Source organism: Stenotrophomonas sp. (assembly GCF_031995405.1).
Classification (GTDB): Bacteria; Pseudomonadota; Gammaproteobacteria; order Xanthomonadales; family Xanthomonadaceae; genus Stenotrophomonas.
Genome location: NZ_DAMAGC010000019.1, coordinates 14,382 through 27,865 on the forward strand (window position 1 = coordinate 14,382; position 13,484 = coordinate 27,865).

A 13,484-nucleotide genomic window follows, 5' to 3' on the forward strand; every position below is an offset into this window, starting at 1 on the left:
ACGACGCAGCGTCGCGCGGCGCAGACCCGATCAGGCGACCGATCGGGTCTGGTTGCCGGCCGCCGTCCATGCCCGCAGCCCCATCACCGCCAGCCCGACGAACACCAAGTACAGCCCGGCGGTCACGTCCAGTGATTTGACCAGGTACATGCCGACGTAGATGACGTCGACGACGATCCACAACCACCACGTGGCGATGTGCCGGCGTGCCTGCCACCACTGCGCCACCAGGCTGAGCGCGGCCAGCATCGCATCCAGCCAGGGCAGCGCGGCGCCGGTCCAGGTGTGCATCGCCGCACCGAGCGCGATGCCGAACACCACGCCGATGCCCAGATCGCGCAGCAGCTCCGCGCGTGCCAGCGGCGCAATCACGATCGCGCCGTCCTCCTGCGCGTGCCGACGCCAGCTGAGCCAGCCGTACAGCAGGAAGCCACCGAACACGACCTGCAGCAGCGTGTCCGAGTAGAGCTTCGCCTCGGCGAACACCACGCCATACAGTGCCACCGCCACCAGCCCGACCGGCCACGCCAGCATCCGCCGGCGTGCCATCAGCCACACGCCGAGCAGGCTGGCGACGACCGCCGACCACTCCAGGATCGCCGCGGCGTTCATAGCCCGAACGTTACCGACAGGCGCGCCTGGCGCGGCGCACCGGCGAACAGGTAGTAATCGCCGGCACTGCTGCCGGTATCGCGCCAGTAGAAGCGGTCGAACACGTTGTCCACCGACAGGTTCCAGGTCACCGGATGCGCGCGCAGGTCATGCCTGAAGCGCAGGCCCAGGTCGACCACGTGGTAGCCCGGTGCGCGCACGTCGCCATCGACCGTGGCCGCATTGGAGCCGGCGTAACGCCAGCCGCCGGTGACCGACAGTCCACTGGCGAAGGGCAGCGCGTAATCGGCATGCACGCTGGCGCGCACCTTGGGCACGTTGACCAGCGGGTGGCCTTCGTAGAACGCGGTGCCGGTATCGCGCGCACGCGACTGCAGCGCGCTGACGCTGGCGGTGAGCACCAGGCCTTCGGCGACACGGCCGTTGGCGGTCAGCTCCAGTCCGGTGTGGGTCTGCTGGCCCGCGGCGACGAAGGTGTAGCCGGCCTCGCTGTCGTCGGGCCTAGCGTACTGGAACGGCTGCGAGGTGCGGAACACCGCCGCGCCCAGGGTCAGCGCATCGGCGGCGGTGTACTTGATGCCCACCTCGGTCTGGCGCGACAGCACCGGCGCCAGGTACGCACCGTCGTTGGAGGTCCAGAACGGCGCCTCCTGGCCGAGCGCAATGCCGCGCACGTAGCTGGCATACACGTTCACCGCGTCGGTGGCCTTCCACACCAGCGCGGTCTGCGGCAGGAAACGCGACAGCGTGCTGTGGCGCTCGGGATTGCCGCGCTTGTCGAAGGCGCGCTCATCCAGGCGCACGAAGCGCCCGCCGGCCAACCACTGCCAGTCATCGCCAAGGTGCATGCGATCGAGCACGAACACGGCGGTCTGCGCGCTGTCCAGGCGGCGCACCGATGGGCCCGGCTGCAGCGGCGAGGGGGCGAACACCGGCACGCGCGCGTCATCGATGTTGGCGGTGCCGACGTACTCGTTGACGTTGCGACGCTTGTCCACCGTGCGCTCGAAACGGTCCACGCCGAGGGTGAGTTCGTGGCCCACGCGGCCGGTATCGAAACTGCCGCGCAGTTCGGCGCGTCCTTCCAGGTTGCGGCGGGTGTCGTCCGGGCTGCGGTAGTCGTAGATGTCGTAGTCGCCGTTGGGGGCGAAGTAGTTGCCCGGGACGCTGCCGTCGGCGCATTGCGCGGCGTAGTAGCAACCGTAGGCGAAGGCCACGTTGTCATCGATCACCGAACGGCTGTAGCTGGCCGACACGCGTGTCTGCCACTGCGCGTTGATCTGGAAGGTGTGCAGGGCGGTGAGGTTGGTGCTGTCGATGCCGACCGGCTGCTGCCACGGCTGGTAGCCGAGCATGCGCGTGCGGTCCACGCCGCGCGGCAGCGTGGTCGCGCCGAGCAGCTGGTAGCCGGATGCCGAACGCTGCGCGCTGGTCTGGTAGCTGGCATCCACCTCGAGCCTGCTGCGGTCGCTGATCAGCCAGTCGGTGGCCAGCGCATAGAAGTTGCGGCGGCCGTCGGCGTGGTCGATGTACGACGCACTGTCATCCCACGCCGCGTTCAGGCGCACCCCGAAGCGCGGCGTCAGCCAATGGCCGACGTCCACCGCCGCGTAGCGCGAGCCTTCCGAATCGGTGCCCAGGGTGACGTTGCGTACTTCGGTGGGCCGCTTGCCGACGTAGTTGATGATGCCGCCGGGGGCCATCACGCCCGCGGCCAGGCCGGCTTCGCCCTTGAGGATTTCCACCTGCTGCACGTTCTCCAGCGCCAGGCGCTGCTCGCCGGCGATGGACAGGCCGTTGAAGCGGTAGCCGGTGGCCGTGTCCAGCGGAAAGCCGCGGATGGCGATGTTCTGGTAATACCCGACCGGCGCGTAGCTGTCGCCCAGCGAGGCATCGTTGCTGGCCAGCTCGGACAGCGTGCGTACCTGGCGGCTGTCCAGCAGCGTGCGATCCAGCACGTTCATCGACGCCGGGGTGCTCTTCCAGTCGCCGCTGCCGAAGCTGTTGGACTGGATGGCAGGCGTCACCGTCTGCCGCGCCTGCACGCGCACGGCGGCAAGTTCGGTCGGGGTACGGTCGGCGGCATCGGGTGCGGCATCGCTGGCATGCAGCGGCAGGGCGGCGCACAGGGCAACGGTCAGCAGGGCGGGGCGGTAGCAGCGGTTCATTCGATTCGTCATCAGCCAGAAGAGACGAAGCGACGGCGTGCGCGCATCGACCCATCCGGTCGTTGCGCCCACTGCACAAAGCTCCCTACGCCGGTATCAACCGGATCAGGTTCCAAGGGACTCTCTCAGCCTGGCTTCGCCAGGCACCCCCGCTTCGGCGACTATTTCACCACAACGGGTACGGTTTTGCCCGCCCGGGTTCAGGCGGTGGCGTGCAGGGCCGCGAGCAGGGCCTGCCCGTCGGCGCCCTTGAACCACTCCGCGTGGCCCAGCAGGAAGGTGTGGTAGGCCACGTCGGCGTTGGCCGAAGAGCCGGTGACCCCTTCGAAGTACTCCACTTCGGACAGGGCGAAGTCCAGGTGCACGATCGGCAGCAGATCGGCCAGCAGGTGCACGCGGTCGGCCGACAGCGGGCAGACCTCGCGGTACCCGGCAAGCAGGGCGAGGGCGATCGGCACGCGTGCGGCGGGGGCCGGTCCATCCACCTCCAGCCAGGCGACCGCATTGCGTTCAATGGCCGTGGCCAGGTCGAACAGGGCGCTGGTGGGCGAGGCCAGCCCGAAATCGAGCACGCTGGCGACCTGCATGCCGTCGCCTGAGGCGCGCCACAGCAGGTTGGAGACGTGCCAGTCGTTGTGCGTCCACAGCCGCGGCTCGTGCTGCAGGCGCGCGGCCAGGCCGGCATGCCAGGGCAGCACCGCGCGCTGCAGGTCGTGCTGCCAGGTCTGTCGCGCGAGATACGCGGCCAGGCCCGGGCGCTGGTGGAGATCGCGCGCGATCATCGCCACCGGGTCGGCGCTGCGGATCAGGTCGTCGCGTGCAACAAGCAGGTGCGTGTCGCGCTGCGGGCCGTGGTAACCGGCCGAGGCCTGATGCAGCCGCGCGAGCATGCGGCCGGCTTCGCGCGCCTGCGCCAGGTCGGTCAGCGGTGTCCACGAGGGGGCGTCGCGATACAGGTCCTGGCCGTGTGCAAGGGCATGCAGTTCGTAGGTCCAGCCGGCGTGTTCGACCGCGGTGCGGCCATCGGCTGCGCGAAGCACCTGCACGACCGGCATGCCGGCGGCGGCCAGGTGGGCGATGAAGCGATGCTCTTCGCCCAGCACGTCGGCACTGCGCACGCTGGCGTGGTGACGCTTGACGAAGACCTGTCCGGCACCGCTCTGGACGATGGCCGCTGCCGACAACGGGCGAGGGCTGTGCCAGATCAGGCGGCCGTGGCCGCCGAGCTGTGGATACCGCTGCTGCAACCAGGCGATCTCCTCATCGGTGATCGCCGGCCAGTCGGCGGCGACCGTATCGTTGTCGAGGCCCTGGACGAGGTGGGTATCGGTGTTCATCGGGACGCGGTCGGGACGTGCGCTGCGGCGCGGGGGAGCGCTAGGGTAACGCGTGCGTCGGCAGGCCATGCCCCTTCCACGCGTCGCCCGAACGCAGAACGGGCGGGTCATCGACCCGCCCGCTGCACCGTATTGCGTCGACCAGCCGCTTCAGGCGGCCGTCGGGCGAGGCTTACCAGCCGCGCCCATGGCGACGATCCCAGTCGCGGCGATCGCGCTCTTCGCGCTCCCAGCGGCCACGGTCATTGCGGCGGTCGTAACCGCGGTCGTAGCCGTAACGGCGGTCATGGCGGCGATCGTCGTAGCGACGGTTGTCGTAGCCGCGATCGTAGCGGCGGTCACGGTTGTCGCGGGTGGTGAGGTTGCCGATGGCACCACCGGCAACCGCGCCGCCCACGGTGGCGGCCGGGTCGCCGTTGGAGATGAGGTGACCGGCCACGCCGCCCACCACCGCGCCCACGACGGTGCGCTTGTCCTTCCTGGACATGGCGCTGGCATCGCTGATGGTGGCCAGGCCTGCGGTCAGTGCGAGGGCGATGGCCAGGCCACGGAGGCTGAGTGCGGAAATGTTGAGCATGTTCGGTTCTCCTGTCGGGTGCTGGCTGCCAAGCTGGGGTTCCAACATTGTCGGAACATTGCCGCCAGGATCAGGCCAGGGTGCGTATTCATATAACGGCAGGACGTCTGAAGCGGTGCTGAAAAATCCATGACCTGCGGATTAACGAACGAACGCACCACCACGCCTGGACGCGCCGCCGCACCTCCCAAGCGTGTTTCCTGATGTCTAGAGGCGGACGGAACGCCGGGTGGACTGAACGTGTGGCCAGCGCCTCAGATTTCGCCGTCGCGCAGGTAGTCGAACAACTCGGCATCGCCCTTCAGGCCCAGCTTGAGCATCGCATCGCCCTTCTGCCGGCTGATCGTGCTGACGCTCTTGTGAAGTTGCAGGGCGATCTCCTTCACGGTCAGGCCGCTGCCGAGCAGGCGCAGCACTTCCACTTCGCGGGGCGACAGCGGTTTGGTGCTGATCTCATCCACGTTGCGCGTGCCGATTGCGTCAATGCGTTCCTTGAGCGTGCGGCTCACATACGGCAGTCCGCGCTGCACCGTCTGGATGGCCAGCGGCAGTTCTTCCATCGAGGAGGTCTTGTCGACCAGCCCGAGCACGCCGGTGGAGACCACCATGCGCAGGATCGCCAGGTTGTTGGAGACGCTCAGCATCAGCACCGGCAGGTCCGGGAAACGACGGCGGATCATGCCGATCATGGCAAAGCCGTCAGCCTGCTGGCTGCCCGGCATGGAGTAGTCGGTCACCAGCACGTCGCAGGGCTGGGTGGTCAACGCGGTGAGCAGTTCGTCGGCGCTGCTGGCCTCGGCCACCACCACGCCCACGCCGCTGGCTTCGATCACCGCCTTGGTGCCGATACGGACCACGGGGTGATCGTCAGCGATGATGATGCGCAGGGTCATGGACTAGTATGGTCGCCTAAGGCGGACGCCGCTCGGGCCGTGCCGTGGTGGAAGCATCATTCTACGGAGATCAGACCGCATGCGTACTCCGGTTGTCCGCTGGCTGTTGCTGCTGGTCCTGACCGTCATGCCGATGGTGGCGGTGGGCGCGGAGGGCGCTGCTGCCGCCGCGTCGCTATCGTCCCGCCAGAGTGAGTGGCTTGGCCGGCACCCTACCATCATCCTGGGCATTTACGACAGCGGCTGGCCGCCGTTCGAATCGATTCACGACGGTCGCCCGCAGGGGCTGGGTTTCGACTACCTGAGCCTGCTGGCCGAGCGGCTTGGCGTGCGCGTTGACGTGCGTACCTACCGCAGCTGGGGTGAAGTCCTCGATGCCGCCTGCCGCGGCGAGATCGACGTGGTGATGAACATCACCCTGACCGCCGACCGCACCCGGTGCATGGTCTACACCCGCGCCTATGCGGATGCGCCGCTGGCCGTGGTCGGACGCCCGGACGATACCCGGACCTCCACCGATCCGGACCTGCAGGGCCTGCGCGTGGTGACCGAGCGTGATTTCGTCACCAGCGACCAGGTGCGCGCACGCTTCCCTGCCGCGGTGCGGATCACCGCCGCCGATACGCTGACCGCGTTGAACATGATCGGTCGCAACGAGGCCGACGTGTACATCGGCAACGCCTACGTCGCCAACGTGCTGATCGACCAGCACGCGATGCGCCAGGTCACCCTGCTGCGGCCCAGCGACCTGCCACCGGAGCGTCTGCACTTCGGGGTGCCCAATGCCAAACAGCCGCTGGCCGAAGCGCTGGATGGCGCGCTGGGGCAGCTGAGCCAGGCCGAACACGTCGCCGTTGCGCAGCGCTGGCTGCAGCCGCTGGAGTGGTCCACCCAGTCGCGGCTGATCCTGGGCAACGCGGAAAGGCGGGTGCTGGCCACGCCGCTGCGCATGGCTTTCGCGCCCAACGCCGCGCCGCTGGCCTTCGTCGATGCTGCCGGACAGCCCAGCGGCGTGGCGGGCGACTACCTGCGCCAGCTGCGCATGGTCGGCGCGCACCTGGTGCAGGTACCGGCGCACGACTGGTTCGAGGTGCGCGAGCAGCTGCGCCGGGGCGAGGTCGACGTCATCATGGGTATCCCCAACGACTCGGCGTACCTGGGGCCGGACTGGGTATTCAGCCAGCCCTTCATCACCGTGCCCAACGTGATCGTGGTGCGCAGCGACAGTCCGTCGGTGCTGGCCCTGGCCGACCTGGACGGGCGCAGCATCCTGCTGTCCGATCCGGACCGGCTGCGCGGTTACATCCTGCAGCATGCGCCGAACGCGCGCATCATCCCCGCGCGCAGCGGCGAGCAGGCGCTGGCGCGATTGGCCAAGGGCGACGCCGATGCGTACGTCGGCAACCTGGCCACGGCCGATCGCATCGTGCGCGAGAGCTACCCCACGCAGCTGCACGTGACCGCTCCGGCCGGCTTCTCCGACCGGCTTTCGCTGGCGGTCAAGCGCCAGTACGCGCCGCTGGCCACCACCTTCGATCGCGTGCTGGTCAACCTGAGCCCGCGCGAACATGAAGCCATCCGCGGTGACTGGCTCTCGGCCGAGTACCGCAGCGAACTGGACTGGCGCGCCATCGCGCGCTGGGCCGTGCCGCTGGCACTGGTACTGCTGACCGCCATCCTTGTGCACGGGTGGGGCTACTGGCGGTTGCGGCGTGAGGTGGGCACGCGCAGGCGCCTGGAGCAGCGCCTTGCCGGGGTGACCGACAACCTGCCGGCCACCGTGTACCAGGCGCGGCGCGACCGCAGCGGTGCATTTTCCTTCCCCTATATCGCCGGCGACATGGAGGCGCTGTTCGGGCTGAGCGTGGCCGATGCGATGGCCGACGAGGCGCGGGTGATGGCAAGCATCGAGCCGCAGGACCGCGAACGCGTGCGCCAGGCGCTCGAGCATGCCGCGCGCGATTTCGCGCCGCTGGACATGGAGTTCCGCACCAGCCCGCACGGCAGCATCCGCTGGGTGCGCTCGCGCGCACTGCCCTATGCGGTCGACGACGGCGAAATCCTCTGGAGCGGGTACTGGGTGGATGTCACCGACGCGCGTGCGCAGGCCGATGCGCTGGCCACCGCCAAGGCCGCGGCCGAGCATGCCACCGCGGCCAAGTCCGATTTCCTGGCCACGATGAGCCACGAGATCCGCACGCCGATGAGCGGGGTGCTGGGCATGCTGGAAGTGCTGGCGCATACGCCGCTGGACGGCGAGCAGCGTCGCATCATCGCGGTGATAGAGGACTCGGCGCAGATGCTCCGGCATATCCTGGATGACATCCTGGATTATTCGCGGATCGAAGCCGGTGCACTGCGCCTGGAACTGCAGCCGGTGGCGCTGCGCGGCCTGCTCGACAACGTGCAGCAACTGTTGTCGCCGCAGGCGTCGGCCAAGGGCCTGTTGCTGCAGCTGGAGGTCGATGCGGCGGTGGCGCCGATGCACCTGGGCGATGGCATGCGCCTGCGCCAGATCGTGTTCAACCTGCTCAGCAATGCGATCAAGTTCACCGAGCGTGGCAGCGTCGCCATCGCACTACGCGTGAGCGATGACGAGGACGGCGCGCAGCGGCTGCGCCTGGCAGTGACCGACACCGGTATCGGCATCTCGCCGGAGCAGCGCGAGCGGCTGTTCAAGCCATTCGCCCAGGCCGACATCGCCACCACCCGGCAGTACGGTGGCACCGGGCTGGGCCTGAGCATCTGCCAGCGGCTGGTTGCGCTGATGGGCGGCAGCCTGGAGCTGCACAGCACGCCGGGGGAGGGCACCGAGGTGGTGGTGCACCTGCTGTTGCCGCTGGTGCCGGCGATGGAGTCCGAACCCGTCCCGGCACACGACGGCGAGGCGGTGGCTGCGTTGCCGGAGACGCTGCGGCGGTACCGCGTGCTGGTGGTGGAGGACCATCCCACCAACCAGGCGCTGATGCGCTGGCGGCTGCAGCAACTTGGCCTTGCCTACGCACTGGCCGCGCAGGGGCAGGCGGCGCTGGCGCTGCTGGAGCAGGAACACTTCGACCTGGTGATCACCGATTGCCGGATGCCGGTGCTGGACGGCTATGCAATGACCCGGCGCCTGCGCGAACGCGAACTGGAGCGCGGCCTGCCACGGATGCCGGTGATCGCCTTGACCGCCAGCGCGCTGGCCGAAGATCTGCAACGCTGCCGCGAGGCCGGCATGGACGATCTGCTGGCCAAGCCGGTTGCGCTGGCCACCTTGCGCCAGGTGCTGCTGCGCTGGCTGCCCGGCCACGAGGAAACGCCGGTGTCCGTCCCGCAGGCGACACCGACGGGCGCGATGCCAACCCGTGCGGCGATCGTGCAGCGCTTCGGCTCCGAGCATGTGGCCGGGGTGATGATCGAGAGCATGCGCACCACCACCGAGGAGGACCTGCATCGCGCCCAGGCGGCCCGCACGCAGGGCGACAGCGACGCGGTGGCCGAGGTCCTGCACCGCATCGTCGGTGGGTTGGGCACGCTGGGGGCCGGGGCGCTGGTGGAACAGGCACGTACCCTGATGGAGCAGGTCGGCGCGCAGGGCGTGGATGCCTGCGGCGAGGAACTGGAGCGCTTCGACGCCGCACTCCGAGGTTACCTGGCGTCGCTGCAGCAGGGCTGAAGGTCAGCGCGCCTGCTGCAGGTACTCGATCACCTGCCGCCGGCGTTCCGCATCGGCGGTGGCATTGACCATCCGCGACCCCGGCACCGCGGCAGCCGGCGCGCGCAGGAAGGTATCCAGGGTGTCCGCGCTCCAGGTGATGTCGGCCTGGCGCATCGCGGTGGAATAGGGGTAGTCGGCCAGGCTGCCGGCGCGACGCCCGACCACCCCGTGCAGGTTGGGGCCGAAGCGATGCACACCGCCAGGAGTGACGGTGTGGCATCCAGCGCAGATCGCGAACGCGCGCTGCAGCTGCTGTTGATGCACCTGCTCGGGCGTCTGTGGGGCGCGCGTGCACGCGCACAGGCACAGCACGACCCCGAGCAGCCAGGCGTGGCGCATCACATGCCCGTGTAGTTCGGGCCGCCGCCGCCCTGCGGGGTCACCCAGACGATGTTCTGGGTGGGGTCCTTGATGTCGCAGGTTTTGCAGTGCACACAGTTCTGCGCATTGATCTGCAGCTGCTCCTGCCCCTGCGCACCGACGAATTCGTACACCCCGGCCGGGCAGTAGCGCGCTTCCGGGCCGGCGTATTCGGCCAGGTTGATCCGCACCGGCACGCTGGCATCCTTCAGCGTCAGGTGGCTGGGCTGGTCTTCGGCATGGTTGGTGCTGCTCAGGAACACCGAACTGAGCTTGTCGAAGGTAAGCACGCCATCGGGCTTGGGGTAGACGATCTTCGCGTGCTTGTCGGCCGGCTCCAGGCAGGCGTGGTCCGGGGTGCTGTGGCGCAGGGTCCACGGCGGGTTGCGGATGCCCAGCTTGGGCAGCAGCCACTGCTCGATGCCGGTCATCAGCGTGGCCACGGTCTGGCCCTTCTTGAACCACTGCTTGAAATTCTTGGACTGCTTGAGCTCGTCATGCAGCCAGCTGCTCTCGAATGCGACCGGGTAGGCGCTGAGTTCGTCGTGCTGACGATCGGCGGCGAGCGCATCGAACGCTGCATCGGCGGCCAGCATGCCGGTCTTGATCGCCGCATGGCTGCCCTTGATCCGGCTGACGTTGAGGTAGCCGGCTTCGCAACCGACCAGCGCACCGCCGGGGAACACCGTCTTGGGCAGCGACATCAGGCCGCCGGCGGTGATCGCGCGGGCGCCGTAGCCGATGCGCTTGCCGCCTTCCAGGTGCTTGCGGATGGACGGGTGGGTCTTGAAGCGCTGGAATTCTTCGAACGGGCTCAGCCACGGGTTCTTGTAATCCAGGCCGACCACATAGCCGATCGACACCTTGCCGCCGTCGGCGTGATACAGGAACGCGCCGCCATAGGTGGCATTGTCCAGCGGCCAGCCGGCGGCATGCACCACCAGGCCCGGCTCGTGCTTGGCCGGATCGATCTGCCACAGTTCCTTGATGCCGATGCCGTAGGCCTGCGGGTCCTTGCCGGCATCCAGCTGGTAGCGCGCGATCAACTGGCGGCCAAGGTGGCCGCGCGAACCTTCGGCGAAAATCGTGTACCTGGCATGCAGTTCCATGCCGCGTTCGAAATTGGGACCGGGGCTGCCGTTCTTTTCGATGCCCATGTCGCCGGTGGCCACGCCCATCACCGCGCCTTCGGCGTTGTAGAGCACTTCGGCGGCGGGGAACCCGGGGAAGATCGACACGTCCAGCGCTTCGGCCTGCTGCGCCAGCCAGCGGGTGACTTCGCCCAGGCTGACGATGTAGTTGCCGTCGTTGTGGAAGCACTCCGGCAGCAGCGCATGCGGGGTGCCGCGCGCGCCGGTTTCGCTGAGGAACAGGAACTCGTCGCGGGTGACCTTCTGCTTCAGCGGCGCACCGCGCTCGGCCCAGTCCGGGAACAGCTCGGTCAGCGCGCGCGGGTCCATGATCGCGCCGGACAGGATGTGCGCACCCGGCTCGGAACCCTTCTCCAGGATGCATACCGACAGCTCGCGCCCGGCCTCGATCGCGCGTTGGCGCAGGCGGATCGCGGTGGCCAGGCCGGCAGGGCCGGCACCGACGATCACCACGTCGAATTCCATGGCTTCACGCGGGGGCAGGACGGGGGTCTCTTCGCTCATGGGGGTGCGTAACTCTTGGGTAGTGCCGTTGGCCAAAGCCGCGGGCGGTTGCCTGGGAATCGCGCGCGCGGCAGACGGCGCAACTACTGGATCAGGTGTGCAGGGTAGCCGGACGCGGCGTTTCCGCCTAGATCGCCGACGTTGACGTCACGTGAGCGCACGCTTCACACGCGGCGATGGTGCGGCGCACCAATCCAATGCACCCGTTACCCGAGCGCGGGTAGAGCCACGCCATGCGTGGCTGCTGCGGCGGCTGGCGTTGCCGGTGTCTGCCAGCCACGCATGGCGTGGCTCTACCTGTGCGGGTCGGCGGCACCTGCGGTCGCGACGCCACCTCGACCGTGCTGCGGCGTGCCTTGGCCGGACGCGGTGCAGCGACCACAATGGACGCCTGTTTGATCGCCTTCACCTCCGGGTAGCCATGTCACTGAATCCGTACGACCTGTTTGATGTCCGCGCCCTGCTCACCGATGAGGAGCGTGCCGTGCAGGACACGGTGGCGCGCTTCACCGATGCGCGCGTGCTGCCGATCATCGGCGATGCGTTCGACCAGGGCCGGTTCCCGGACGAGTTGATCCCGGAAATCGCCGCGCTCGGCCTGCTCGGCTCCAGCCTGCCCGAGCAGTACGGCGGCGGCGGGCTCAACGCGGTCAGCTACGGCCTGATCTGCCAGGAACTGGAGCGCGGCGATTCGGGGCTGCGCAGCTTCGTCTCGGTGCAGAGCTCGCTGTGCATGTATCCGATCTTCGCCTACGGCAGCGAGGAACAGCGCACGCGCTGGCTGCCGGACATGGCCGCCGGCAAGGTGATCGGCTGCTTCGGCCTGACCGAGGCCCATGGCGGTTCGGACCCGGCGGCGATGAAGACCCGCGCGGTACGCGACGGCGGCGACTGGGTGGTCAGCGGCAGCAAGATGTGGATTACCAGCGGCCCGGTGGCCGACATCGCCATCGTCTGGGCGCACACCGAAGACGGCATCCAGGGTTTCGTGCTGGAAAAGGGCATGCCCGGTTTCACCACCCAGGAAATCAAGCACAAGATGAGCCTGCGTGCCTCGCTGACCGGTGCGCTGTTCTTCGACAACGTCCGTGTGCCCGAGCGTAACCGCCTGCCCAACGTGCAGGGCCTGAAAGGGCCGCTGGGGTGCTTGAACCAGGCCCGCTACGGCATCAGCTGGGGCCCGATCGGGGCGGCGGTGGCCTGCCTGGACGAGGCACTGAACTACACCAAGGAACGCGTCCTGTTCGGTCGCCCGGTGGCGGCCACGCAGAGCGCGCAGATCAAGTTGGCCGACATGGCCCGGCGGATCACCACGGCGCAGCTGCTGGCGCTGCAGCTGGGGCGCTTGAAGGATGCCGGGCAGCTGCACCCGCAGCAGGTCAGCCTGGCCAAGTGGAACAACTGCCGCATGGCCATCGACATCGCGCGCGAATGCCGCGACCTGCTCGGTGGCGCGGGCATCACCACCGAACACATGGCGATCCGGCACGCGTTGAACCTGGAATCGGTGATCACCTATGAAGGTACCGAGACCGTGCACCAGCTGGTGATCGGCCGCGAGCTGACCGGAATCAACGCGTTTTGAGCGGATAGGTCGTGTCGGGAGCCGGACAGCGGCCGGCATTACACGGTACGCGACATCACCGCAGGTGGCGGCGTGTTGTCACGCTCCGCCGGCAAACCCGTTCTGGCGCCATGCCTCGTACATCACCACCGCCACCGTGTTGGACAGGTTGAGGCTGCGGTTGTCCGGCTGCATCGGCAGGCGCAGGCGCCGGCCATCGGGGAGTGCGTCGAGCAGGTCCTGCGGCAGGCCGCGGGTTTCCGGGCCGAACAGGAAGGCATCGCCGTCTTCGAACTGCTGGGTGTCGTAACGCACGCTGCCGCGGGTACTGAGGGCGAACAGACGCTTGGGTGCGATGGCCTGCAGGGCGGTATCCAGGTCTGGATGCACCTGCAGTCGAGCGTATTCGTGATAGTCCAGGCCGGCGCGCTTGAGCTGCTTGTCGCTCAGGTCGAAACCGAGCGGCTCGATCAGGTGCAGCCGCGCGCCGGTGTTGGCGCAGAGGCGGATCACATTGCCGGTATTCGGCGGAATTTCGGGTTGGAACAGGATGACGTGGAACGTGGGCGCGGTCATCGCCGCAGTTTACGCGGCTGCTGCGGGTTACCGCAGCAACCG

General features: G+C 68.4%; 10 protein-coding genes and 1 riboswitch. Of the genes, 2 read left to right on the forward strand and 8 right to left on the reverse strand.

The window, feature by feature from the left end; translation table 11 throughout:
* Nucleotides 1-30 precede the first annotated feature (30 nt).
* From pnuC to RTO53_RS05235, 5 genes are all read right to left on the reverse strand, one after another.
* Nucleotides 31-612, reverse strand: a complete 582-nt coding sequence (pnuC, locus tag RTO53_RS05215; protein WP_312236809.1) for a nicotinamide riboside transporter PnuC — start codon at nucleotides 610-612, stop codon at nucleotides 31-33.
* The gene (locus RTO53_RS05220) at nucleotides 609-2,780 is read right to left on the reverse strand and encodes a TonB-dependent siderophore receptor (protein WP_312236810.1); all 2,172 of its coding nucleotides are present in this window, start codon (nucleotides 2,778-2,780) and stop codon (nucleotides 609-611) included. The genes pnuC and RTO53_RS05220 overlap by 4 nt, the downstream gene beginning before the upstream one ends.
* 65 nt (nucleotides 2,781-2,845) lie before the next feature.
* Nucleotides 2,846-2,941, reverse strand: a riboswitch (TPP riboswitch).
* 39 nt (nucleotides 2,942-2,980) lie between these two features.
* Nucleotides 2,981-4,117 carry a phosphotransferase gene (locus RTO53_RS05225; RefSeq protein WP_312236811.1) on the reverse strand — a complete coding sequence of 379 codons (1,137 nt, stop codon included), beginning with the start codon at nucleotides 4,115-4,117 and terminating at the stop codon, nucleotides 2,981-2,983.
* A 172-nt stretch (nucleotides 4,118-4,289) separates the two neighbouring features.
* Nucleotides 4,290-4,694, reverse strand: coding sequence for a glycine zipper 2TM domain-containing protein (locus RTO53_RS05230; protein WP_312236812.1), 405 nt, complete (start codon nucleotides 4,692-4,694; stop codon nucleotides 4,290-4,292).
* Between the two features lie 254 nt (nucleotides 4,695-4,948).
* Nucleotides 4,949-5,587: a response regulator transcription factor gene (locus tag RTO53_RS05235; RefSeq protein ID WP_312236813.1), complete on the reverse strand. Its 639-nt coding sequence runs from the start codon at nucleotides 5,585-5,587 to the stop codon at nucleotides 4,949-4,951.
* A gap of 79 nt (nucleotides 5,588-5,666) precedes the next feature.
* Between RTO53_RS05235 and RTO53_RS05240 the strand changes: the two genes are divergently transcribed.
* Nucleotides 5,667-9,245 carry a transporter substrate-binding domain-containing protein gene (locus RTO53_RS05240; protein ID WP_312236814.1) on the forward strand — a complete coding sequence of 1,193 codons (3,579 nt, stop codon included), beginning with the start codon at nucleotides 5,667-5,669 and terminating at the stop codon, nucleotides 9,243-9,245.
* 3 nt (nucleotides 9,246-9,248) lie between these two features.
* On the opposite strand, the gene RTO53_RS05245 is transcribed toward RTO53_RS05240, so the two are convergent.
* Together RTO53_RS05245 and RTO53_RS05250 are read right to left on the reverse strand one after the other, a co-directional pair.
* The gene (locus RTO53_RS05245; protein WP_312236815.1) at nucleotides 9,249-9,626 is read right to left on the reverse strand and encodes a c-type cytochrome; all 378 of its coding nucleotides are present in this window, start codon (nucleotides 9,624-9,626) and stop codon (nucleotides 9,249-9,251) included.
* A complete protein-coding gene (locus RTO53_RS05250; RefSeq protein WP_312236816.1) occupies nucleotides 9,626-11,302 on the reverse strand; it encodes an electron transfer flavoprotein-ubiquinone oxidoreductase in 1,677 nt (558 codons plus the stop codon). The genes RTO53_RS05245 and RTO53_RS05250 overlap by 1 nt, the downstream gene beginning before the upstream one ends.
* Before the next feature lie 421 nt (nucleotides 11,303-11,723).
* Here RTO53_RS05250 and RTO53_RS05255 point away from each other — a divergent pair, with 421 nt between their 5' ends.
* Entirely contained in the window at nucleotides 11,724-12,887 is a 1,164-nt protein-coding gene (locus RTO53_RS05255) for an acyl-CoA dehydrogenase family protein (protein ID WP_312236817.1), read from the forward strand.
* 78 nt (nucleotides 12,888-12,965) lie between these two features.
* On the opposite strand, the gene trmL is transcribed toward RTO53_RS05255, so the two are convergent.
* Complete coding sequence (gene trmL, locus RTO53_RS05260) at nucleotides 12,966-13,442, reverse strand: tRNA (uridine(34)/cytosine(34)/5-carboxymethylaminomethyluridine(34)-2'-O)-methyltransferase TrmL (RefSeq protein ID WP_312236818.1); 477 nt, start codon at nucleotides 13,440-13,442, stop codon at nucleotides 12,966-12,968.
* Nucleotides 13,443-13,484 lie beyond the last annotated feature (42 nt).